The 23,372-nt window shown below is 39.7% G+C and carries 16 protein-coding genes and 1 tRNA gene; 6 read left to right on the top strand and 11 right to left on the bottom strand.

The annotated features are described in order from the left end of the window. Positions 1-770: 770 nt before the first annotated feature. The 7 genes from lpdA to aspS form a co-directional block, all read right to left on the bottom strand. A complete protein-coding gene (gene lpdA, locus ACO4R2_RS01435) occupies positions 771-2,108 on the bottom strand; it encodes a dihydrolipoyl dehydrogenase (RefSeq protein WP_347719664.1) in 1,338 nt (445 codons plus the stop codon). 4 nt (positions 2,109-2,112) lie between these two features. Beyond that, entirely contained in the window at positions 2,113-3,603 is a 1,491-nt protein-coding gene (gene gcvPB / locus ACO4R2_RS01430) for an aminomethyl-transferring glycine dehydrogenase subunit GcvPB (RefSeq protein ID WP_484768896.1), read from the bottom strand. Positions 3,604-3,617: 14 nt separating this feature from the next. After that, positions 3,618-4,940 carry an aminomethyl-transferring glycine dehydrogenase subunit GcvPA gene (gene gcvPA, locus ACO4R2_RS01425; protein ID WP_484768895.1) on the bottom strand — a complete coding sequence of 441 codons (1,323 nt, stop codon included), beginning with the start codon at positions 4,938-4,940 and terminating at the stop codon, positions 3,618-3,620. A gap of 75 nt (positions 4,941-5,015) precedes the next feature. Then, positions 5,016-5,393: a glycine cleavage system protein GcvH gene (gene gcvH / locus ACO4R2_RS01420; RefSeq protein WP_311489873.1), complete on the bottom strand. Its 378-nt coding sequence runs from the start codon at positions 5,391-5,393 to the stop codon at positions 5,016-5,018. Between the two features lie 33 nt (positions 5,394-5,426). Beyond that, positions 5,427-6,515 (bottom strand): glycine cleavage system aminomethyltransferase GcvT, encoded by a 1,089-nt coding sequence (gene gcvT, locus ACO4R2_RS01415; protein WP_484768894.1) that lies wholly within the window; start codon positions 6,513-6,515, stop codon positions 5,427-5,429. Between the two features lie 29 nt (positions 6,516-6,544). After that, entirely contained in the window at positions 6,545-7,555 is a 1,011-nt protein-coding gene (locus ACO4R2_RS01410) for a lipoate--protein ligase (protein ID WP_484768893.1), read from the bottom strand. A gap of 137 nt (positions 7,556-7,692) precedes the next feature. Continuing rightward, complete coding sequence (gene aspS, locus ACO4R2_RS01405) at positions 7,693-9,459, bottom strand: aspartate--tRNA ligase (protein WP_484768892.1); 1,767 nt, start codon at positions 9,457-9,459, stop codon at positions 7,693-7,695. 152 nt (positions 9,460-9,611) lie between these two features. Here aspS and ACO4R2_RS01400 point away from each other — a divergent pair, with 152 nt between their 5' ends. From ACO4R2_RS01400 to ACO4R2_RS01375, 6 genes are all read left to right on the top strand, one after another. Then, entirely contained in the window at positions 9,612-10,157 is a 546-nt protein-coding gene (locus ACO4R2_RS01400) for a hypothetical protein (RefSeq protein WP_484768891.1), read from the top strand. A gap of 766 nt (positions 10,158-10,923) precedes the next feature. Continuing rightward, positions 10,924-11,853 (top strand): cysteine synthase A, encoded by a 930-nt coding sequence (gene cysK / locus ACO4R2_RS01395; protein ID WP_311489878.1) that lies wholly within the window; start codon positions 10,924-10,926, stop codon positions 11,851-11,853. Positions 11,854-11,995: 142 nt separating this feature from the next. Further along, positions 11,996-13,348: an adenylosuccinate lyase gene (gene purB / locus ACO4R2_RS01390; RefSeq protein WP_484768890.1), complete on the top strand. Its 1,353-nt coding sequence runs from the start codon at positions 11,996-11,998 to the stop codon at positions 13,346-13,348. 45 nt (positions 13,349-13,393) lie between these two features. Beyond that, positions 13,394-14,749 (top strand): pseudouridine synthase, encoded by a 1,356-nt coding sequence (locus ACO4R2_RS01385; protein ID WP_484768889.1) that lies wholly within the window; start codon positions 13,394-13,396, stop codon positions 14,747-14,749. Between the two features lie 9 nt (positions 14,750-14,758). Next, positions 14,759-16,150 (top strand): asparagine--tRNA ligase, encoded by a 1,392-nt coding sequence (gene asnS, locus ACO4R2_RS01380; RefSeq protein WP_484768888.1) that lies wholly within the window; start codon positions 14,759-14,761, stop codon positions 16,148-16,150. Positions 16,151-16,338: 188 nt separating this feature from the next. After that, the gene (locus ACO4R2_RS01375; RefSeq protein WP_484768887.1) at positions 16,339-17,556 is read left to right on the top strand and encodes an IS4 family transposase; all 1,218 of its coding nucleotides are present in this window, start codon (positions 16,339-16,341) and stop codon (positions 17,554-17,556) included. 101 nt (positions 17,557-17,657) lie between these two features. Here the strand turns inward: ACO4R2_RS01375 and ispF are convergent, their stop codons facing one another. The 4 genes from ispF to ACO4R2_RS01355 all read right to left on the bottom strand — a co-directional run bounded on the left by ispF (position 17,658) and on the right by ACO4R2_RS01355 (position 23,335). Beyond that, positions 17,658-18,137, bottom strand: coding sequence for a 2-C-methyl-D-erythritol 2,4-cyclodiphosphate synthase (ispF, locus tag ACO4R2_RS01370; protein ID WP_347719673.1), 480 nt, complete (start codon positions 18,135-18,137; stop codon positions 17,658-17,660). A 7-nt stretch (positions 18,138-18,144) separates the two neighbouring features. Continuing rightward, a complete protein-coding gene (gene porV, locus ACO4R2_RS01365; protein WP_484768886.1) occupies positions 18,145-19,311 on the bottom strand; it encodes a type IX secretion system outer membrane channel protein PorV in 1,167 nt (388 codons plus the stop codon). Positions 19,312-19,394: 83 nt separating this feature from the next. Further along, positions 19,395-23,150 (bottom strand): type IX secretion system sortase PorU, encoded by a 3,756-nt coding sequence (gene porU / locus ACO4R2_RS01360; protein ID WP_347719675.1) that lies wholly within the window; start codon positions 23,148-23,150, stop codon positions 19,395-19,397. A 111-nt stretch (positions 23,151-23,261) separates the two neighbouring features. Further along, a tRNA-Pro gene (locus ACO4R2_RS01355) sits at positions 23,262-23,335 on the bottom strand. Positions 23,336-23,372: the final 37 nt, after the last annotated feature.

Below are 23,372 nucleotides of genomic sequence, written 5' to 3'. Positions count from 1 at the left end.
CGGTTTTAGGGCAAGACCGAAAGGATGCGTGTGCGGTTTAAGAAACTCATGAAAGGGAATTTCTTAAACCGAATTTGGGTATCAAAGGAATGATAAGGCTATAGTATTGTTACTTAATGTCTATCCTTTTTATGGTGTTTCTAAAGAGAAAATGATAAGATAAAATGTATTTAGGAATAAAAAGTCGTGTCTATATGTGTAGATAAAATTCTTAGTTTACTGTCTTCGGAATAACATAAAATCTATCACGAATTCCTATGAATGAAAACAGCATATTTCTTCTTTAATATATTAGAAAATAAAATACAATAAAGGAGATTTTAAATAGAATAAGGATATTTGTCAATACCGCTTATTATCTTTTGTTGTAGAATAAGGATAATAATAGTTTTGCTCTTCATAGCACTAATGGATTTTGTACAAAAAGGTTAGTGAATTTTTATACATGGATTGTTGCATGAGTAAACGCGATTATGCAGAAAATAAATAAACAATTATTTTCTATTTGTGAAAGTTGCTATTTGAAGTTGCTTTTTTGAATGAATAATCCTTTAATTAGCTCACAAAAAAATAAAACATACTTAATAAAATAATTTTTTTATTGGATATGTTTGCAAACTTCGTCCCGAACCTGTAATTTTGCAGCGTTTTTCATGGTATTAGATTTAAGGTTAGTGAAGATTGTTTGTCGTGAGACAAGCAATTTTTAAAAAAAGACTCCGCAACCAGCTGGTTGCGGAGTTCTTTCATTTATAGATTCCTAAAAATCATCAAATCTTCATGATAATCTCACTGAGTGATGGGTGAGCATGAATAGTATTTCTTAGAGCGTCAATCGTTAATGATTCGTTCATCACAAGCGCAAACTCATGGATAAGGTCAGCGGCGTGAGCTCCAAGAATGTGAGCTCCAAGAATGTATCCGTCTGTATCTGTAAGTACTTTAACCAGTCCTTCGTCGCAGCCCATTGTTAATGCTTTTCCATTTGCACGATACATACTTTTATGCACTTCATAATTGATTTCTGCCGACTTGAGTTCTTCCTCGGTTTTTCCAATCATGGCCACTTCAGGACTCGTGAATACAACAGCTGGGCAAATATGAAGATGGATGCGACTTTCTACCCCTAAGATATGATCTAATGCTACATAACTTTGGAAAGTGGCAGCATGAGCCAGTTGCATTCGGCCATTGATGTCGCCAACGGCATAAATTCCAGGCACATTGGTTTGCATATATTCGTCAACTTCGATGCCTTTCTTTGTGTAATGAATACCAACCTTATCAAGGTTTAGGGAGGAGAGATTGGCCTCACGGCCTACAGCCATCAAAACCAGATCAGAAGTAACATATTTCTTTTCACCCTTCTCTTCAAATTCGACCAAATATGCATCGTCAGCTTCTTGAATACCTATGACTGCTGAACCAATCTTGAAATCAATTCCTTTTTTCTTTAGAATCGTTCGTAGCCGTTTTGCAATGTCACGATCGAAAGGAGGGAGAATTTCTTTGCAGAATTCAATGACAGTAACATCGCTTCCAAACGTGTTGAAAATAGAGGCAAATTCCAAGCCTATAACACCGCCACCGATGACGCATAAGCGTTTGGGGACATATTCAAGGTTGAGCATCTCTGCGGAAGTAACAACTCCTTTACTGTGGGCTCCTTCTATGGGAAGAAACTTAGTGGTTGAGCCAGTAGCAATGATAATATTGGGTGCAGTGAATACATGATCTCCAGCACCAACAGTGTGGGCATCAATAAATCTGGCTTCTCCCTTAACGAGAGTAATGCCGGGCGTTTTCATGAGTGCCTCAATAGCTCCAGAAAGTTTTTCTACAATTCCGTTTTTCCGAGCGATAACACGGGACATATCTAGAGAACTCTCTTTTATGTCTATGCCAAATTGCTCTGCTGCTTTTATTTCTTCTAAAAGTTCAGCATTTTTGCAGAGTGTTTTTGTGGGAATACATCCTACATTGAGACACGTGCCACCATAGTGTTGCTTTTCGAAAATTACTATTTGCAAACCTGCTTTAGCAGCCTTTACAGCAACATCATATCCTCCAGGCCCAGTACCAATGATGATTAAATCTTTTTTTTCCATGATGTTACTCTTTTCCGAGATCTTCAAAACTGAAAATGGCAGCTTTCACAGCCTTAACATCATCAAGCCGTTTGATGGGAGTGTGGTGAGGAGCTGTCTTAAGGAGTTGCTTGTCTGCTTTAGCCTCTTCTGCAATTTGCTTCATAGCTTGAATGAAACTGTCTAACGTGTCCTTGCTCTCTGTTTCCGTGGGTTCTATCATGATAGCCTCATGGAAGAGTAAAGGGAAATATATAGTTGGTGCATGGAATCCATAGTCGAGCAACCGTTTGGCTACATCTAGTGTCGTGACATGAGTAGGATCGTCATGCGTTCCACTATATTCTTCTTTCATTCCATTAAAGACAAATTCGTGTTTGCACAACCCTTTTATAGGAAGTTCGTAATGGCTTTTTAGGCATTCTTTGATATAGTTTGCGTTTAGCACAGCCAATTTTCCTGCCATTGCTAAATTTTCTTTTCCTAAACTGAGAAGATAAGCATAGCTGCGAACAAGAATTCCAAAGTTACCAAAGAAAGAACTGATACTGCCTAATGCATTTGTATTGATACGTACCGAATAGCTTCCATCCTCCTTCTGATAGACTTGCGGATTGGGCAAATAGTCTTCTAAGTTCTTGCGAACTCCAACAGGGCCTGCACCAGGACCACCACCACCATGAGGCGTTGAGAATGTTTTATGCAAATTGAGATGAACAACATCAAATCCCATATCTCCAGGCCGACAAATGCCCAGCATTGGATTGAAGTTTGCTCCGTCATAGTACATAAGGCCGCCACATTCATGCACTAAACGTGCAATTTCTGGTATTGATGTTTCAAAGATGCCCAATGTGTTGGGGTTTGTCATCATCATGCCCGCAATGTCGTCTCCTAAGAGAGGTTTTAAATCTTCTACATCGACAGTGCCCTCTGGTGTGCTCTTGACTTCAACGATTTGCATTCCACATACTGCTGCGCTGGCTGGATTTGTACCATGAGCAGAATCAGGAACAATAATTTTAGTACGTTTGGTATCCCCGCGTCTTGTGTGATAAGTACGGATTGTCATAAGTCCAGTTAATTCTCCGTGAGCTCCGGCAAATGGATTCAGGGTAAAACGGCTCATACCGGTGATTTCAGAAAGAATTTTTTGTTCTTCATCATAGAGTTTCAAAACTCCTTGTACTGTTTCTATGGGTTGGAGAGGATGTAGCTGAGCAAAGCCTGGTAGAGCAGCAACTTCTTCGTTGATTTTTGGGTTATACTTCATCGTACAACTACCGAGGGGATAGAAGCCTGTATCGACACCAAAGTTGTTGTTGCTGGTATTTGTGTAATGACGAACAACTGTTAGTTCATCGGCCTCAGGGAGCTCTACTTTATTTGTTCTTAGAAGAGACGAAGGTAAATCTGCTATTTTGTAACCTTCAACTTTACTTTTGGGCAAAGAATATCCAATGCGTCCAGGTTTGGAAATCTCAAAAATTAAAGTCCCATAATATACATTATTCATAGCGTTTCTCTATTTTACTTAATGAGCTGAATGTATTGATCGATTTCTTCTTTGCTGCGCTTTTCAGTGACGGCTATAAGAATGTCATTTTCAGAGTTCTCTACTTTGACTCCTGGAAAGATGTGGTGCTTTTCTATACTTTCACGAATGAATTCATCTACATTAGCTTTGTAGTGCAAACAGAATTCGTTTAAGAAAGGTTTGTCATAAACTTCTTCAAACTTACCTGTTTTTAGGAGTTGATCGTGTAGATAGTGTGCGCCTGCATAGCTTTGTTCATTTACTTCTCTAAGTCCTTTCTCTCCCATAAGACTTAAGTAGATTGCAACATACAAACACATAACGCCTTGAGCAGTACAAATATTTGATGTGGCTTTCTCTCGACGGATATGCTGTTCTCGTGCCTGTAATGTAAGCACAAAGCAACGCTTACCATCGGCGTCTGTTGTTGCACCAACAAGGCGTCCTGGCATCTTACGGACGTGTTCTTTCTTAGTGCAAAGATAACCGATGTAAGGTCCTCCAAAATTAGGTGGGAATCCAAGACTTTGTGCATCGCCACAAGCGATATCTGCACCCCAGTCTCCTGGCGTTTTCAGAACACCAAGTGCAGAAGCCATGGAGTTAATAACAAAAAGTGCTTTGTGGGAATGACATAGTTCAGCATATCCATCGAAATCTTCAATGATACCATAATAGTTGGGTTGAGCAACGATTACGCCAGCCACATCTTCCTTTTGAAGACGTTTTGCTAGAAACTCTTTATTAGTTACACCATGAATGGCAGGGATATGCTCAAGGTTTACATCGTGGAAGTTGGCGTAAGTTTCAACTACTCTAAGTGTGTTGGGAGCGAAAGTATCAGAAATAAGTACAGTATTCTTTTTGCGTGCAGCATGGATACACATTATCATGGCTTCAGCAGTAGCTGTTGCACCATCATACATAGAAGCATTACTTACATCCATTCCTGTTAGGCGAGCCATCATTGTTTGGTACTCAAAGATGTAGGCAAGTGTGCCTTGAGATATTTCGGCTTGATATGGGGTATAAGACGTTGAGAACTCAGAACGAGATGCAATGTAGGGTATAATGCTTGGTTGGTAATGATCATAAGCTCCAGCACCGGCAAAGCATACAGGAGTGATATTTGCTTCGGCTAGATCTTGGAGTTCTTTGCGAACTTCCATTTCTGATTTTGCTGGAGTAATATTCAGTTCGTGTTTGACTTTCAGTTCTTCTGGAATTTCTGCATAGAGTTCCTCAAGTGAGTTCACACCAATTGTCTTCAGCATTTCCTGAATCTCATCTTCTGTGTGTGGAAAGTATTTGTACATGGTATAGGAAAAATTAAAGGATTTGGCTTTAGATTCAAAAGAATGAATCTAATTGCCAAATCCTAAATGTTCTTTTTATTTGCAGATATTGGTATAAGCTTGAGCATCCATCAAACTTTCAAGTTCAGAAGGATCAGAAAGCTTAATCTTAATAAGCCAATTTGAATAGGCATCTTTGTTGACTAATTCTGGTTCATCTTCGAGCACATCATTTATTTCAACAACAACGCCACTAACAGGTGATGTTAAGTCGCTTGCAGCTTTAACGCTCTCTACAGAACCAAAGCTATCACCTGCACTTATTTCATCATCGACTTCTGGGAATTCAATATAAGTTACATTTCCCAATTGTCCTTGTGCAAAATCGGTGATACCAATATATGCATATTCACCTTCTACTTTTACGAATTCGTGTGACTCACTATAATAGAGTCCTTCAATGATTTTTGCCATAATGTTTTTATGTTTGATTAGGTTTCTTGTCTCTTACTTTTTGTAGCTCTTCTGATAGAAGCGTTTCTTTACTACAATTCCTTTACGAGGTTTATTGTGGATGAGAATTTCAACAGGAGTATCGAGTTTTGCATAGTTCTTGTCGATGAGAGCCATACAAATAAATTTGCCTGTAGAAATAGATTTGTAGCCTGTTGTTACATATCCAATCTCTTTTCCTTCAGCTTGTACAGGATAGCCATTGCGGGGAATTCCTTTTTCTTGAAGCTCAATACCAATAACGCGCTGCTTATATGTCTTGTTCTCTTTTTGATCTAGACAAACTTCTTTTCCAAGAAAATCATCCTTTTCAAATTTTACGAACATACTGAGACCACTCATGATAGGGCTAATTTCATCTGAAAGCTCATCGCCATAGAGAGGTAGGCCTACTTCAAAACGTAAAGTATCTCGACACCCTAATCCACAAGGTTGGATGCCTGCCTCAATAAGTTTGTCCCAAATATGTTTTATAATGAAATGTGAAGCATAAATTTCAAATCCGTCTTCACCTGTGTAACCAGTACGTGAGATGATTATTTTTTCGTTCTCAAAGAGTATGGTCTTAAAGGTATAAAATGTAAGGTCGTTACACTTTATTCCTAATATGTTTTCTACTGTTGCTTCACTTTCTGGGCCTTGAATGGCAACTTGTCCGTAAATATCACTGAGATTTTCTGTCTTAACATCAAAATTTTGGGCGTACTTAACGATGTGTGCGTAGTCTTTGTCTATGTTTGCAGCATTTATGACGAGGAGAAAGTCTTGTTGCCCCATTTTATAGACCAATAGGTCGTCAACTGTTCCTCCATTTTCGTGCAACATCATACCATAGAAAATTTTACCAGTCTCTGCGTCTTTAATATCATTGGTGAAAATGTACTGAACAAACTTTTCCGCTTCAGGCCCAGTAACTTTAACTTCGCCCATGTGGCTTACATCGAAAACTCCAACTTTCTGCCGTACGGCTTCATGCTCAGCAACGATACTATCGTAGAATAGAGGCATATCAAAACCTCCGAATGGAACCATATTAGCTCCTAATGCTACGTGTTTGTCATGTAAACAGGTTGTTTTGTCCATAATTGCTTATTTAGATTTTAGATGTTATTTCACGGACACAATAGATTGAGAAGCGCATTCTCGCTCAAGTTACGAATGAGCTTTTCGGGATGATGTTGATTTAGGATATGCTTCAACTCTGCTCGATTGTATGGGGCTTCGTGGAAAAGGTTATAGAAAGTCTCTTGTACGTTTTTTCCAATTTCAAAGAAATCACCAGAAAGTGTTATAGATTCTATAAGTGAACCACGCAGAGTGATATCAACATGAATAGTCCCACATTGCTCAATACGTTCTGTTCTACAAATATCAGACTTGGCTTTGTGTCCCCATAGATAGGTTGTGGCATAGTAAGTCTGTTCTAATTCTTCAATGGATTTTATGTCTTCTTCTGAAAGCTCCAAACTCTTATCAGTAAGCATTGTTATTAATCGAGACCGTAGAGTCGTTACATCGAACGGTAGATACTCCTTAAGTTCACCAATGCGACTTTTAACGCTGACAACGCCCTTTGACTCTAATTTAGCCTTATCTGGCGTTAGTGCACCAATCATTTTCTCGACATCTGTCCCATAGAGCATAGTTCCATGCACAATATTTCTATTAGCTTGATGGTAGAAGGCATTACCGCAAACTTTCCTGCCATCTTCAAGAATAATATCATTACGGCCAGATACCATTGTTGGAGCGCCTAACTTTCTTAATCCTGAAGAAACCATCTCTGCATATTCTGCAAAAAGAGATTCTACATCGCATGCAGGAGTGATTAAGCTAATCATTATATTGTTGCGATCGGCAAAGATTGTTCCTCCTCCACTTTTTCGCCGACATAAATCGATTTCATTTTGATTACAGAAATTTATATCTAATTCTGAATGTGGAATTTGATTTCTACCAAAGACGCAGGTAGGGGAGAGCTGCCAGGTAAATATATAGTTGCCTTCATTAAAAGTTTCTGCTACGTATTCTTCTGCTGCAAGATAGAACGCAGCTCGTCTTTCCTCACACTTAGGAGGGAATACCACATGGCAGGCTGGGAAGTGTTTGTATTTCTCGTTCATTGTATTCGATTATTTTGCCTCAAAAATACAGAAAGATTCAATAAATAAAGGAATATTACAGATTTTTTTCTTGTAATATTCCTTTTTTCTGATTTCTTCATAAAAAAGCACAAGTCAAGTGACCTGTACCTTAAGAATTATTTTTGTTTTAAATCCAGCTTAATGAATAGCTCATCTAATTGTTTTGGATCGACAGCTGTTGGAGCATCGAGCATGACATCTCTGCCGCTATTGTTTTTGGGGAAGGCGATGCAGTCACGAATACTATCTAGTCCTGCAAAAATACTTACCCAGCGATCCAAACCATAGGCGAGACCACCATGAGGAGGTGCACCATATTTGAACGCATTGATTAAGAATCCAAATTGTTCTTGTGCTTTTTCAGGGGTGAAACCAAGAACGTCGAATATCTTAGCTTGGAGTTTAGCGTCGTGGATACGAATGCTACCTCCACCAACTTCTATTCCATTGCATACCATATCATAAGCGTCAGCACAAACTTTTTCTGGTGCAGTATCTAGTAAAGAGATATCAGAAGGTTTCGGGCTTGTGAAGGGGTGATGCATAGCCATAAGTCGTTGCTCCTCTTCGCTCCATTCAAACATAGGGAAATCAACAACCCATAAGAGAGCAAACTTGTTATGATCGCGAAGTCCTAAGCGTTCACCCATCAACAAGCGAAGCTCACAGAGCTGCTTGCGTGTTTTCATCGCATTCGAGCCAGAAAGGATAAGGATTAAATCTTTAGGATTTGCTCTCATTGCATCTTGGAGCTTTTTCAATACATCTGCACTATAGAACTTGTCAACACTAGACTTGATTGTTCCGTCTTCATTGATTTTTGCGTAAACAAGTCCCTTAGCTCCAATTTGTGGACTCTTTACAAAGTTTGTAAGTTCATCCAATTGTTTTCTAGTATAATCAGAGCAACCTGGGACACAAATACCTCCAATATATTCAGCTTCATCGAAAACGCTAAATCCGCCAGAGCCTTTCAAGATGTCCATTAACTCGACAAATTCCATACCGAAGCGCATGTCGGGTTTGTCAGAACCGAAGCGCTTCATAGCTTCAATCCATGGTAAGCGGAGGAATGGTTCTTCTCCCAGTTCTACACCGCGTACGGTTTTGAACAAGTATTTAGCCATTCCCTCAAAGGTGTTGATGATATCGTCCTGTTCAACGAAACTCATTTCACAGTCAATTTGTGTAAACTCTGGTTGGCGATCAGCACGAAGATCTTCGTCGCGGAAGCACTTTACAATCTGAAAATAACGGTCTACGCCACCTACCATGAGTAGTTGCTTAAGGGTTTGAGGGCTTTGTGGTAGTGCGTAGAATTGTCCGGGGTTCATACGGCTCGGAACGATGAAGTCGCGTGCTCCTTCAGGGGTAGAACCAATGAGAGCCGGAGTTTCAACCTCCAAGAAGCCTAGTGAGTCAAGATAGCGACGAATTTCAAGTGTCATCTTGTGGCGGAGTTCCAAATTGCTGCGAACAGCATCACGTCGGATGTCTAGATAGCGATACTTCATGCGGAGATCGTCGCCACCATCTGTATTATCCTCTATAGTAAAGGGGGGGGTAAGAGATTCATTGAGAACATTGAGCGTATCAACGAGAATTTCTATATCTCCGGTGGGCATCTTATCATTCTTAGAAAAGCGTTCGCTTACAAAGCCTTCTATTTGGATAACATATTCACGTCCTAACTTATTAGCGCGGTCACATAATTCAGCGTTGGTTTCATTGTTGAAAACAAGCTGGGTAATGCCATAACGATCACGCAGATCAACGAACGTCATACCTCCCATTTTGCGAGTTCTCTGCACCCAGCCAGCCAAAGTAACTTTCTGACCAACATTCTTGATGCGTAACTCACCGCATGTGTTAGTTCTATACATCGTTTATTATAATTAATTTCTTTATTTTGTGCAAAAATACAATTAAAAGATGAAAAGAAATAGCAAACAAATTATTTTCTTGAGCGTGAGATTGCTAGAGTACGTTCAAATTTGTTACTTTTGTAAAAAGGGAAAAAATAACTTTTGGAATTATGAAAGAAAGAAATCTTTTTGTTTGTCTTCTGGCATTCTTTATATCTGCTATTAGTATCGCGCAAACAAGTCGTGACGCTCAAGCTGTGGCTAAAATTTATGCATATGGTATATACTATTTTAATGCTGATGGTGAGTTCGTCCGTATGCAACCATTGAAAGCTGCAGGGGTAAAGCAGAAGGGAATACTTCGTCCTAAGATATATTATACCTTTGAAGGTAATAACTCTACGAATTCTAGCGAGACTGGAACTTTTTATATCTCAACGTTGGGGAGCACCCAAAGTATTGATAATTTCCATTTGATTCATCTAGAGCACAAGAATGGACAACGTTGGTACAGCTATATGAAGGTTGTGGGCTTTGGTAAAGTAAAAGAAGAAGTAATCGGAATTCCTATTGTTATAACGGAACTAAAGCACGGCGTTTATAAGTTGACTCCCGCCCAGCCATTATCAGGAGGTAGTTATGGACTTTTCTATAATTATAGCAATGGAATTCCCACGGAAATTTATGATTTTGATTTCTTAAAACTTCGATTCTGATTCGGACTAAGTTTTCTATGTTGTGACTTTTGTTCTTTGTCATTATTTAGAAGGATACACGCAGTGAAAAGGCACGATACTGTGTTTCTTCAGCTTATCTTTTTATGGCTTTAAATTCTTTTCTCCGCAATTTTTTAGTATTGCGGATTAATTTTAATAGAAAAGTGTTCTTGCTATTTTGGATGAAAAAATGTTTTTATTTTATGTATATTAAATCATTTTATATTTGAGTGTTCAATGTTTTTATGTTATTAAAAGAAGATAACGATACTAGTTTATTTGTTCAATGCTGTTAGTAATAGAATACAGAGCAAAGGATGTGCTTTAAGTAAGAATGTACAGAAATATCCTTATAGCGTTTGAAAATATCCTTATTGTGTGGGCTGATATCCTTATTGTGTTTGCAAATGCAATAAGGGTATCTAGAAATCAGAAGGTTATTTCTTTTAGCTCTTTTATCCTTACTAAACGTAAGTATCGATAATAAACTGTAGTTGAAATACTTAAAAATAATTAATATTTATTTGTCTTGCCTATTCAACATTCTGTATAGGAAAAAAATGATTACTTTTGTGCTACAAGCAAAAGGAATTGAGTAAAGATACAAGATGATAGTATTAGAATCTACATATTGTCGTTGCTGTTCTCAGTGGTGTTATTGAGAATGATTTGTCTTATATGAAGGTTTCTTTATCGGAACGTATACGCGATAATTCTCAAAAGGGTTATTGCGTTTTTATTATTTACGAACTTAAACTTTGTAATCATGTCAAGAATTTATCAAAAAGTAACAGAACTAGTTGGCCGTACTCCTTTAGTAGAAATAAATAATATCGCAAAGGAAGAAGAGCTTAAAGCTCGCCTTTTAGTAAAAGTAGAGTTCTTTAATCCCGGTGGAAGTGTCAAGGATCGCATTGCGCTTGCTATGGTGGAAGATGCTGAGAATAAGGGTCTTCTTAAAGAAAAAGGTGTTATTATTGAACCTACGAGTGGCAATACTGGGGTTGGTCTTGCATGGGTGGCAGCAGTCAAAGGCTATAAACTATTTCTAACGATGCCTGAAAGTATGTCTGTTGAGCGTCGGAACTTGTTAAAATCCTATGGTGCAGAACTGGTACTTACTCCAGCGTCAGAGGGGATGAAGGGAGCAATTGCTAAAGCTCAAGAGTTGAAAGCTCAATATCCAGGAAGTATAATTATGGGACAGTTTGATAATCCGGCAAATCCCGCTATTCATACAGCTACAACTGCTCAAGAAATTTGGCAAGATACTGATGGGAGGATAGATATATTTGTTGCAGGAGTGGGTACAGGAGGAACGCTTACCGGGGTGTCAGAAGGATTAAAAAAATTGAAGCCTACAGTGAAAACTTTTGCTGTTGAACCTTCAACAAGTGCTGTGTTAAGTGGAGAGCAAGTAGGTCCTCATAAGATACAAGGAATCGGAGCAGGCTTTATTCCAAAGAATTTCCGTCGATCTGCGACTGATGGCATATTAAAAGTATCAACAGATGAGGCTATCGAGGGGGCTCGTATGTTGGCTCGGAAAGAAGGTCTACTTGTGGGTATAAGTAGCGGTGCCAGCTTTCGTGCTGCACTAGCTTTGGCGAAGCAAGAGGAGAATGCTGGAAAAATGATTGTTGCTTTACTCCCAGATACAGGAGAACGTTATCTAAGTATGGGCGTTTTAGAATGATAATGTAAAATTATTTGTAACTTTTTCAATAAGGAGCTGCTTTTTTGTAGCTCCTTTTTTGGAAAGTATATTGGAAGTATGAGATTTTATTCAAAATTAAATCGCTAAATTTGCGCGCTGTACATACTTTTATACAAATCACATGAAATTGGATGCACTAACAGCCGTATCGCCAATTGACGGCAGATATCATCAGAAAACAGTTAGTTTGGCTCCGTATTTTTCGGAACAAGCGTTAATGAAGTACCGAGTTTGCGTTGAAATTGAATACTTTATTGCGCTTTGTGAACTACCATTACCGCAGTTGCAGCATGTTGATAGTAGGTTGTTCCCACGTTTTCGTAGTATCTATGAGAAGTTTTCTGAAGTAGATGGGCAACGTGTGAAAGATATAGAAGCAGTGACTAACCATGATGTCAAGGCTATTGAATACTTTATCAAGGAAAAACTAGAAGAAATAGGTGATTGTGACACTTACAAAGAGTTTATTCATTTTGGTTTGACTAGCCAAGACATCAATAATACATCATTTCCAATGATGTTGAAAGAGAGCTTGAAGGATGTGTATATCCCTCTTGTTGATGAACTTATTCAGCAGTTGAATACTTATGTTGACGATTGGAAAGATGTCCCTATGTTGGCAAAAACTCACGGGCAACCAGCTAGTCCTACGCGCCTTGGTAAGGAATTCCGTGTATTTAGTTATAGATTAGAACAAGCCCGAAAACAATTAGAGAGAGCTGTACAAGAAATAAGTGGTAAGTTCGGTGGTGCAACAGGAAACTTCAATGCGCATCACGTGGCCTTTCCTGAGTATGATTGGATAGAGTTTGCCAATAACTTTCTTACGAAGCGTTTGAATATCCAGCGTGAACAGTTTACTACGCAGATTTCTAACTATGATAACTTTGGACAAGTTTTTGACGCAATGAAGCGTTTGCAAACAATAGTAATGGACTTGGATAGAGATATCTGGCAGTACATTTCTATGGGCTATTTCAAGCAGAAGATCAAGAAGGGCGAAGTGGGTTCAAGTGCTATGCCGCATAAAGTTAATCCCATCGATTTTGAGAACTCTGAAGGTAATATAGGTTTATCCAATGCAATTTTAGAATTCTTGAGTCGGAAATTGCCCATCAGTCGATTGCAACGAGATTTGACAGATTCTACTGTTATACGTAATATAGGTGTCCCTATGGGGCATGGCGTTATAGCCCTTCAAAGTACTCTAAAAGGCTTGAGAAAGCTTGTTTTGCATGAGGAAAATATTGATACAGATTTAGATAATTGTTGGCCAGTTGTTGCAGAGGCAATTCAAACAATTTTGCGCAGAGAAGCTTATCCGAATCCCTACGAAACATTAAAAGCTCTAACTAGAACCAATGAGACTGTTACAGCTGAAACTATACGTAAGTTTATTGAAACGCTAGATGTTAGTGAAGCTGTAAAGACTGAACTGCGAGCCATAACACCACACAATTATACGGGTCTATAAACTATAATTACAAAATAGCCGCGAGGCTAATATAACTTAATAACAATGAGTGATTTAGAAAATAATTTTTATCAAGACGGAGGCCATCGTGATGATTTCCAGCCGTCAAGTGACAATTCCAACGCTTTTCAGCAGCGTTCTTCCCGTCCTCGTTTTAATCGGAATCAACGAGTAGGTGGTTACTCCTCAAATGCAGGACAAAATCGTCAAGGGTATCGTTCTCGCTTTAATCAGACTAGAGAAGGATATCAACAAAATAATCGTTATAACGAAGAAGAAAGGGGCGAACAAGGTTATCGTTCGCGATATAATCGTGATAATGGTTATCAGCCGCGTTCTAACAATTATAATCGTCAAGGTTCATACAATCGTCATCAAGGCGAGTATCGTCCTCGCTATTCACAGCAGGGAGAAAGTGGCTACCAGCCACGCCAATATAACCAAAGTTATGATAATGACGGCCAAGGTATTTATCAACATCAATCTAGCGGCTATGACCGTCAGAATAATGGTTATGGTCGTCAAGGAAATGGTTATAACCGCCAAGGAAATGGTCACGATCGTCAACAACGTGGTAGCTTCAATCGTTCACGCCAGCAACGTTCGTCGAATGGTTATGACCCACATGCAAAATATAGCCACAAAAAACGTATTGAATATAAGGAGGCAAACATAGACCCGAATGAACCAATCCGTTTGAATAAGTATCTTGCAAATGCAGGTATATGCTCACGTCGTGATGCAGACAAATATATTGAAGCCGGCGTTATCACTGTTAATGGAAAAGTTGTAACAGAACTGGGAACAAAGGTGTTGCGTACTGATACTGTACTCTTCCATGATGCTCCCGTTAAGATTGAGCATAAGGTATATATTCTCCTCAATAAGCCCAAAGGGTATGTGACAACAAGTGAAGATCCGCAGAATCGTAAGACAGTGATGGATCTTGTTCGCGGTGCATGTCCTGAGCGTATTTATCCTGTTGGGCGTCTAGACCGTAATACAACAGGTGTATTGCTTTTGACAAATGACGGCGAAATGGCTGCTAAGCTAACACATCCTCAGTTCATGAAGAAAAAGATATATCATGTATATCTTGATCAGAATGTTTCTGCTGCAGATATGCGCCAGATAGCAGAGGGCATTACACTTGAGGATGGTGAAATCAAAGCTGATGAAATACAATATGCGAGCGATACCGATAAGAAGCAAGTCGGTATAGAGATTCATAGTGGAAGGAATCGTATTGTTCGTCGAATCTTTGAAAGTTTGGGCTATCATGTTAATAAACTAGACCGCGTATTCTTTGCAGGTCTTACTAAGAAGCATCTTAAAAGAGGCGATTGGCGATTCCTCACAGAGGAAGAAGTAAATTTCCTTCGTATGGGTGCTTTCGAATAAAGAATAAATATGAAACGTACAAAGATTATTGATGTACTGAAGCGTACAGATTTTGGTACCGAAGTACTTGTAAAAGGTTGGGTTCGTACACGTCGTGGCAGTAAGAGCGTTAGTTTTATTGCTCTTAATGATGGTAGTACAATAAAGAATGTACAAATCGTCGCCGATAACGAAAAGTTTGATGAGGACCTTCTCAAAGATATAACAACAGGTGCTTGCCTTAGTGTAACAGGAACATTGGTTGAAAGTCAAGGTTCTGGACAGGCTGTGGAAGTTCAAGCAACACTGATCGAACTATTAGGTGCTTGTCCTGCTGATTATCCTATGCAGAAAAAAGGTCAGAGTTTTGAATATATGCGTAAATATGCTCATCTTCGTCTTCGTACAAATACTTTTGGTGCTGTCTTCCGTATTCGTCACAATATGGCGATGGCTATTCACCAGTACTTTCATGAGCATGGGTTCTACTATTTCAATACTCCGATAATTACGGCTAGTGACGCTGAAGGTGCTGGCGAAATGTTTCAAGTGACAACATTGGACTTATCACGTACAGGAAAGGAAGAGAATGTCCCTTATGATCGTGATTTCTTCGGTAAGAAATCTAGTCTAACTGTTAGTGGGCAATTAGAAGGAGAACTCGGGGCTACGGCTTTGGGGGCTATCTATACTTTTGGTCCTACTTTTCGCGCAGAAAACAGTAATACTCCTCGCCATTTGGCTGAATTCTGGATGATCGAGCCTGAAGTAGCTTTTATGGATCAGACTGAGTTGATGGATCTAGAAGAAGATTTCATAAAATACTGTGTACAATGGGCGCTAGACCACTGTATGGATGATTTAGAATTCCTCAATAAGATGATTGATAAAAATCTTATTGCAACTTTGCAGTCTGTTGTAAAGGAGAATTTTGTGCGCCTTACTTATGCCGAGGGACTTCAGATTTTGGAAGAGGCTGTAAAGAAAGGAGAGAAATTTGAGTTCCCAATTACTGGGTGGGGAATGGATTTAAGTAGTGAACATGAGCGTTATCTTGTTGAAACTCATTTCCAGCGTCCTGTGATAATGACAAACTATCCTAGTGAGATTAAGGCCTTCTATATGAAGAAGAATGAAGACGGTAAGACTATGCAAGGGACAGATGTTCTTTTCCCACGCATTGGTGAAATCATTGGAGGTTCTGTTCGTGAAGAGAATTATGAAAAACTTATTGGTGAGATCGAAGCACGTGGAATGGAAGAGAAAGATTATGGCTGGTATCTTGATACTCGTAAGTATGGTTCTTGTCCTCACGCAGGATTTGGACTTGGTTTTGAGCGCTTAATTCTTTTCGTTACAGGAATGCAAAACATTCGTGACGTTATTCCTTTCCCAAGAACTCCTAAATCTGCTGAATTCTAAAATTTATTTTTTAGCTTATATTATAAAGAGAAGGGACTTTCAAGTGAAAGTCCCTTCTCTTGTGCTTAGTATTTTTTATATTGCTGTCCGGTAAAAGTTTTACACGGCAAAAAAATAAGGCTGAAACCCTCTTGTAGGATTCCAGCCTCTTTTGTTACTTTGCTTGTTGCAAAAAAAACGCTAGTAACATGAGCAAAAGTACATATTTTACCGGACAGCCGGTCTATAGTCAGGTCATAAAATTGCTGGATAAAGCCAAAATTCAACAAATTAGTCTTGAAACGCTAGGGAGCGAACGCTATGTGAAGCGTTTGACAGGCTGGAAACACCTCATCATTATGCTCTTTGGTGTTCTCAAACACTTTGATTCTCTGCGTGAATTGGAGATTGGAATGAAAGCCGAGACCATGAAACTCTCCCATTTGGGTCTTGACTACGTTGTCCGTCGCAGTACGCTTGCAGAAGCCAACCAGCGGCGTCCACAAGAGTTCTTTGCCAAGGTTTATGCCTCCCTGTTGGAACGCTACACTCCATTTTTAGCGGACAGCCGACCTGTGGGCTGTCAAAAAGCGTGGGAGAAGCAGCTTTATATGATAGATTCTACCACTATCACGCTCTTTGACAACATTCTCAAGGGAGTAGGCCGACATCCCAAAAGCGGGAAGAAGAAAGGCGGAATGAAGGTACACACCATTATGAAGTACCAAGTAGGTGTACCTATGGTGGTAGAACTGACCTCTGCTGCCAAACACGATCATTATCTTCTCAAAAAGGTGCACCTGCCCCAAGATTCCACCTTGGCAATGGATAGAGCCTATATAGACTATGCACAGTTTCAAAGGCTTACGGAAGAAGGTGTCTGCTATGTGACTAAGATGAAGAAAAACCTCAACTACCAGGAATTGGCTTCTACAGCCTATGTTTCTCGTGATGGTTTGGTCACTCATATCGACAAACACATTCTTTTTGAGAAAGAGAAGGTAAGGCACGAAGCCCGATGCGTAGAGCTATGGAGTAATAACTCTCGTAAGTCGGTGACGTTACTGACTAATAATTTTGAACTATCGGTTGAGGAACTTGCTGAAATCTACAAACGAAGGTGGGCTATAGAAACTCTCTATAAACAACTGAAACAGAATTTTCCTTTGCACTTTTTCTATGGTGAGAGCGTGAATGCCATCCAGATACAAACCTGGGTGGTACTCATTGCCAATCTCTTGTGCACAGTACTGTCCAGAATGATTAAAAGACACGTTTCTTTTTCTCAAATCGTAACCATGCTTAGATTGACGCTCATGTATTACACCAATTTCATCGCTTTCATGGAAGATCCCCAAAAGGATGAGTGTGCAATTTGGGCTGAAAGAGCTAAATCCCCACCCTCGGAACCATCATTATTTGATTAGGGGGCTTGCTTTTTGAAAAAGAAAGCCCGAAGTCCTACTCTAAAGGGCTTCGGGAAGGTTTTTAGTGCAGTTTTGAAATTTACCGGACAGCAATATATTTTTTACTTCTCAATAAGTACAACAGCATAAGTAGAAATGCCCTCTTCACGTCCTGTAAAGCCTAGCTTTTCAGTAGTTGTTGCTTTTAGAGAAACATCAGAAATATCTATGTCCATCAAGGATGCTAATGTCTCTTTCATTTTCTCAATATGGGGATTAAGTTTGGGGTGTTCAGCACAAATTGTTGCATCTATATTGCCAATGTGCCAGCCTGTCTTATGTAGTAGCTCTGTCGTTTTCCTGAGAAGGATTTTACTATCAATATTTTTGTATTCTATATCAGTATCAGGAAAATGGTAGCCTATATCACGAAGATTAGCAGCCCCAAGTAGAGCATCGCAAATTGCATGGATGAGTACATCTGCGTCGCTGTGTCCTAATAAGCCTTTTGCGTTTTCTATGGAGATTCCTCCCAGCCATAACTTGCGTCCCTCTACTAATTTATGGACGTCATACCCCAAGCCTACTCTTATCTTTGTCATAATATGTTTATTTTCTACGTCCAAATAAATCTTTGATACCATCCATATCAAAACTCAAACCTACTCTAAATGTTTGGTCGAGAGGATTAGAAGCACTAGTTGCAACTACGTAGCCAGCATCAATGGATAGCACATTCATGCGGAAGCCAGCACCAACAGAGAAGAAGCTTCGTCCGCCTTGTGAGGCATTCTCATTGTGGTAACCTCCACGGAGAGTGAATTTATCATTATAGGTGTATTCAACTCCGACTCCCCAATTTATTTCTTTGAGTTCTCCTTTGAAACCTTCAGGTGCATCGCCAAAACTTTTGAAAATACCCTTTATCGAACTCATATCATAGTATTTTTCACGTATGCGCTCGTTATAATCTTCGTTACTCTCATCTGCATTTCTAAGCGGCATAGACGGAACTAGGAATTTGTTTGCATCAGCACTAAAAGAGATACGATTATATTCATTTAGTGGTATCATCAAACTCCCACCAATACGTAGATTTGTAGGAATGAAGTATGAATAATCCCCTCCGTAATTTATTTTTGAGCCAATGTTACTAATGTTGACGCCAAAGGCTAGTTGGCTCTCGCGGCTTCCTAACATCACATATTTATTCCAATACATTGCTATGTCAGCAGCGAAGGCTGATCCTGCTTTGGTATTGTCATCATAGTGACCGCTCAAGTCAGAATACATATATCGAAGAGCTACAGCAGCAGAGAGATTATCACTCAACATTCTACTATAGGCTACATCAATTCCGAACTCGTAAGGCTTTACTGTCATTGCATTGTCATTTGATACAGAAAAGTCACCCAACGAGAAGTAGCGCACAGAAGTACTCAGTGCTTGGTAGTCTCCTAAGCGAATATAGCCCGTCGCATTTAAAAGAGCTATGCCTGTCGTAATCTTACGTAGCCACGGCGTGTAGTTAAGAGAAACTCCTGCTCTACTAATCGTAAAGGGATATTTTGCGGGGTTCCACTGCTGTGCATTAACATCTGGGTCAGTAGCAGCACCAATATCACCCATACCGCCAGCACGGGCGTCAGCCCCAATGCTCTGAGAAGTAACTGCTGTCAGGATAGGATTAAACTTGTCGCGTATGTCGTCATTGTTACCTGCGATTGCGGGACTCGCTACAATGATTGTTGCCAAAAATAATTGTATTTTATTCACTTTTCTGTTAGTTTTCTATTACTATTATAACGGATGTAATCTGCGTTTATTGTTATTATTGTAGATGTTGCAGGATTATTATTTCATTGCCTTACGATAATCATCTTCTTGCTCTTTGTAGTTACTCTCTTGCTGCTTGACGAAATAATAGATCGATAAATATAGATTCCTGCTGGAACTGGTCTATTAGCATAATCTGTTAGTGACCAACGGATTGCATCATATCTAGCATTAGCAGAAGTTGAAGATGTTTCATTCCAAATGCGACGTCCTGCTATATCATAAACTTCTACTGACACATCAGTCTTTTCATTAGAATTTTCCAAAGTAGTGACAAATGTTGTTGTCGTATACGCAGGGTTAGCAGTTGCATTTACATCATATCCTCCCGTGAGATCTTCGCTGACAAAAAAGTTAAGCGAAGTCGTTGTTGAATTATCGTTTACGTCCCAAACTCGAAGAGTTAACTTATGTCGCCCAGGCGAAAGATTTGTGAGTGGATATTGGATGGTTCCGGAAGTAGTACTTCCAAAGTCATAAGCAAAATAATCGTTCAAGACTATGATATTATTGACGTCACCATCAATGCTCAATTCTATGTTGTGGCCTACTCCCAAGCCATTGGCATTTATGCCAGAAATATCATGGAGAGTTGCTCCGAAAAGTGCAGCGGTGGAAACATATCCACCATCCGGAAAATCGGTGGAGTTTAGATATACAAAAACTTTTGGTCCGAGCGTGTCGGTCTTTTGCGTTTGTATTGTTCCGTTGAGGTGAAATTGAGTTGTAGAGCCATGTGACTCTTCAGAATGATCCGTGTTAACTGCATAAAAGTACATTCTCCCTTTATCTTCGGAATAGCTGATATCTCGCGGTACAACAACATTAAGTTGGAAGCGGCCAAAGCGAATAGAATCGCTACCCTCAAAGAGTGCATTCTTGCGATCTTGGTAAACCATTGCTGTTTTATTCGCATTGTTATTGTTTTTGCAAATAATATTTTCTAATCTGTCGTAGAGAGAACCCGTAACAGTTCCATTGAAGTCGGTTGCTAGGAGACCATTTCTTTCTACATGGCCGGCAAAGCGCACCTTTTGACCAGCTTTCAGTTGAATATTGGTGCTAGAGGTTATGGCTTCTCTATCTATGCTGTCTACTACAACTTGTCCACGTGGTGCAGTAAGAGTAAGAGCAGGATCTCCGAGCAAAGCATATTTAAGTTTATTCATAGATCGATCACCCGCATTTGTCACTAAGCTAACTTTTGCCAATCGCATTGCATCTCCTAGGGTATAGGGTTTTCCGTTACCGTCGCTAGAAAGTACATAACGCGAATAAGCCGCATTGAGAGCACGATTATATATAGCATAAACAGAACGTGTCGCACAAACTATCGCAACAGAACCTTGTTTTGTATTGAATAGTGTTGCACGCCCAATATCTTCCATTTGTTGGTCATAAGGAGTTATCTCGCAGGATGCAAAAATCCAAAGCGGCATATTACCATCTGTTATTTTTTCAAAGTCGGAGGTCTGTAGTAATTTGTTATGACTTAATTGTCGCGGGCTTCCATGCCCTGTGTAATTAAAAATTAGTGCCCCTCTTTTTAGCTCTTCTTGTAGCATACGCGTTACTTGAGGAAAAGAATTTCCCGTAGCAGAAGTAGTCATAGGGTAAGCATCCCAGTAGTATTTTTTTATTATTAGTTCGTCATTTGCATTCTGTATATTTCTTACTGTCGTTTCGCAATCTTCTTGATGGAGATTATTATCTCCATTATCCGCTAGCATTATTACTCGATTCTTCCACGCTCCAACATTTTTGTTCTCCATATATTCTAGCGTTTTATCCACTAGAATTTTAGCTTCTTCTTCAGTTGTGCAGATGAAGCGACCAATCCCGAGATCCACTTTATCACGACTAGCAATAGCAGAGCCTTCACCATCATCAAGTAGCCCGTAGTAGTCATCAGTCACATAGCTATAGAGTGTTCCATGAGGAATGTTTATAAGGCGATCATTCGGACTTACTTCAAAGGCCAGCAATAGGTCTTTTGTTGAAAATGAGCTCCCTAACAGCAAGCGGTTGTCCCAGTAGCAATTGCCAAAGAGGAGAAGATATCGAGGCATATCTGCTGTTGTCTTTGCTCTGTCGTATAGCATTTTTAGGTATCGTCGGTATGCAGTAGCATCTGGTGTACCTGAGGAGAATTCATTATAGAGTTGATCTGCTCTGACAATTTTTACGCGTAGGCCTTCTGCTCTATGAGCCATGGCCAAACGCTCTGCTTGTTTCTTCAGTTTGCCACTCTCAGGAATGATGATGACCATATCTTGTGCTGAATCTGCATGCAAGTCCTGGTTTTCTATTGTTCCTACTCGAGAAGGTTCAGCATAGTTCTTTGCTACATCTACAAAGATGTAGCGTTGCTTTGCATCCTCTATTTGTGCTGTAATTTTTGTACCATTGATGGTTGTTTTTATAATGGCTGTTGGGGCTGAAGCAGAAGCGATACGCCAGAGTTGAGTGGAAGCAGTTGCATTTTCTGCACGTATCACAGCAGCAGAGGGGCTCATTGTTGCTGGAGTAAATACAAAAGGAACTGAAGCATCTAACTTCCGAGGATAGGATGCGAGAATATAATTGAGGCGTGCAGAATTCCCTGCTGTTGTTGTTATTTTGAAAGTATTATTCTCTAGGAGAGAATCCGTTGAGAACAGAGCACGCGTTTCTCTAGCACTTTCCGTTTCACTATCGTAAGTGCTAATTGAGAAAGTCCCAAGATTTAGACTATTTGCTAAAGTCTCAACATTTGTATTCTTTAGTGTTGATGCTGCACTTACAGCTACTGCAACTTTTGCCGTTCCACCTGAAAATCCTGGGGTAGACAGTGTGAACGATTGGGTATTCTTATTGATAAAATCATAACTAGAGAAAAATTCTGTACCCCCTTCGTACCAAGCAAAGGCGTCCTTTTCGTGCAATGCAGGAACAATGGCAGAAGTGAGCGTCGTGGTAGACGCTGTAGTTGGTTCTATCACTTTCATCTCAAGAGGAGATTCGCCTTCTGTGATAAAGTAATAAGAAGCACGAGAATAGGTGTTTTGGGCACGGTTCCATGCCCGTTTTGTTGCATCCCAGCTCCAACGTAGTGTTCCTTCGGCATAAAAAAGTAAAGAATTACTCCTGCGCCAAGTTGCAACTTCGCAAAGATCATCAATGACACTATTATCGCCTGAAAACTCTAGTTTTTGTGGCAATATGCGACCACCATATCCATAGATTTTAACGCGATTGATATTATTAAAGCCCCAACTCTTGAGTTTTGAAGCAGTCAGTTGGTAGATTCCTTCTTCTGGGACACTAATTTTCACCCATTTTCCTTTAGATAAAACACTATGATCCGTGTATCGTTGAATTAAATTGGGTAAAGCTTGTGCCTTGCGCGCTATTATACGTGGATTAGCCACTAGTTGGATTTTACAGCCAGCCATGCGCATCCAATGTCCATTCCGATAGGCAAAAGGAGTAAAATATACATCCAAAAAACCTTGTTTCCGACTTATGGATAGTGATGTTTCTACAGCAGGGAGCTCTTGAGCTGGTATCCCTTTTTCTTTTAAGAGTTCTGTTTCTGATTTTGTCGCTAAGCGGAATTCGGGATAGATAAGATTCACGGACCATACGGAATCTGCATAATTTTTCCCCAAGTTGAACTGTGTAGAGAAGACAGTTCCTGGTGAAAAATCTTTTTCTGCAAAAGTGGTAAACGGTTGAGCTATTAGAGAAATAGTTCCTGCGAACCCTATAAGGAGTGTCAATATTCTTTTCTTATACATATTTATTATAACGAAAACGTATCTAAGATTATTGTATTTTGTAACTTTGCCGGCCAACACTGAGGGGGAAAAAAGAAAGAACTCAACTCTCTCTGAGAGTTGAGTTCTAAGTCGGGGCGACAGGATTCGAACCTGCGACACCCTGGTCCCAAACCAGGTGCGCTACCGGACTGCGCTACGCCCCGTTAAGCGAGAGCAAAAGTAATTCTAATTTTTGGAATA

This window comes from Alloprevotella sp. (assembly GCF_057240785.1).
The sequence above is the reverse complement of the archived record's forward strand: the minus strand, read 5'-3'. Positions and strand labels throughout refer to the sequence as shown.

Bases quoted from the DNA above. Each gene is read 5' to 3' on its own strand.
- gcvT (WP_484768894.1), bottom strand. From the start codon at position 6,515: ATGGACAAAACAACCTGTTTACATGACAAACACGTAGCATTAGGAGCT.
- ispF (WP_347719673.1), bottom strand. From the start codon at position 18,137: ATGACAAAGATAAGAGTAGGCTTGGGGTATGACGTCCATAAATTAGTA.
- lpdA (WP_347719664.1), bottom strand. From the start codon at position 2,108: ATGGAAAAAAAAGATTTAATCATCATTGGTACTGGGCCTGGAGGATAT.
- gcvPA (WP_484768895.1), bottom strand. From the start codon at position 4,940: ATGTACAAATACTTTCCACACACAGAAGATGAGATTCAGGAAATGCTG.
- ACO4R2_RS01385 (WP_484768889.1), top strand. From the start codon at position 13,394: ATGAGTGATTTAGAAAATAATTTTTATCAAGACGGAGGCCATCGTGAT.
- gcvH (WP_311489873.1), bottom strand. From the start codon at position 5,393: ATGGCAAAAATCATTGAAGGACTCTATTATAGTGAGTCACACGAATTC.
- cysK (WP_311489878.1), top strand. From the start codon at position 10,924: ATGTCAAGAATTTATCAAAAAGTAACAGAACTAGTTGGCCGTACTCCT.
- asnS (WP_484768888.1), top strand. From the start codon at position 14,759: ATGAAACGTACAAAGATTATTGATGTACTGAAGCGTACAGATTTTGGT.
- ACO4R2_RS01375 (WP_484768887.1), top strand. From the start codon at position 16,339: ATGAGCAAAAGTACATATTTTACCGGACAGCCGGTCTATAGTCAGGTC.
- porU (WP_347719675.1), bottom strand. From the start codon at position 23,150: ATGTATAAGAAAAGAATATTGACACTCCTTATAGGGTTCGCAGGAACT.
- ACO4R2_RS01400 (WP_484768891.1), top strand. From the start codon at position 9,612: ATGAAAGAAAGAAATCTTTTTGTTTGTCTTCTGGCATTCTTTATATCT.
- purB (WP_484768890.1), top strand. From the start codon at position 11,996: ATGAAATTGGATGCACTAACAGCCGTATCGCCAATTGACGGCAGATAT.
- aspS (WP_484768892.1), bottom strand. From the start codon at position 9,459: ATGTATAGAACTAACACATGCGGTGAGTTACGCATCAAGAATGTTGGT.
- ACO4R2_RS01410 (WP_484768893.1), bottom strand. From the start codon at position 7,555: ATGAACGAGAAATACAAACACTTCCCAGCCTGCCATGTGGTATTCCCT.
- gcvPB (WP_484768896.1), bottom strand. From the start codon at position 3,603: ATGAATAATGTATATTATGGGACTTTAATTTTTGAGATTTCCAAACCT.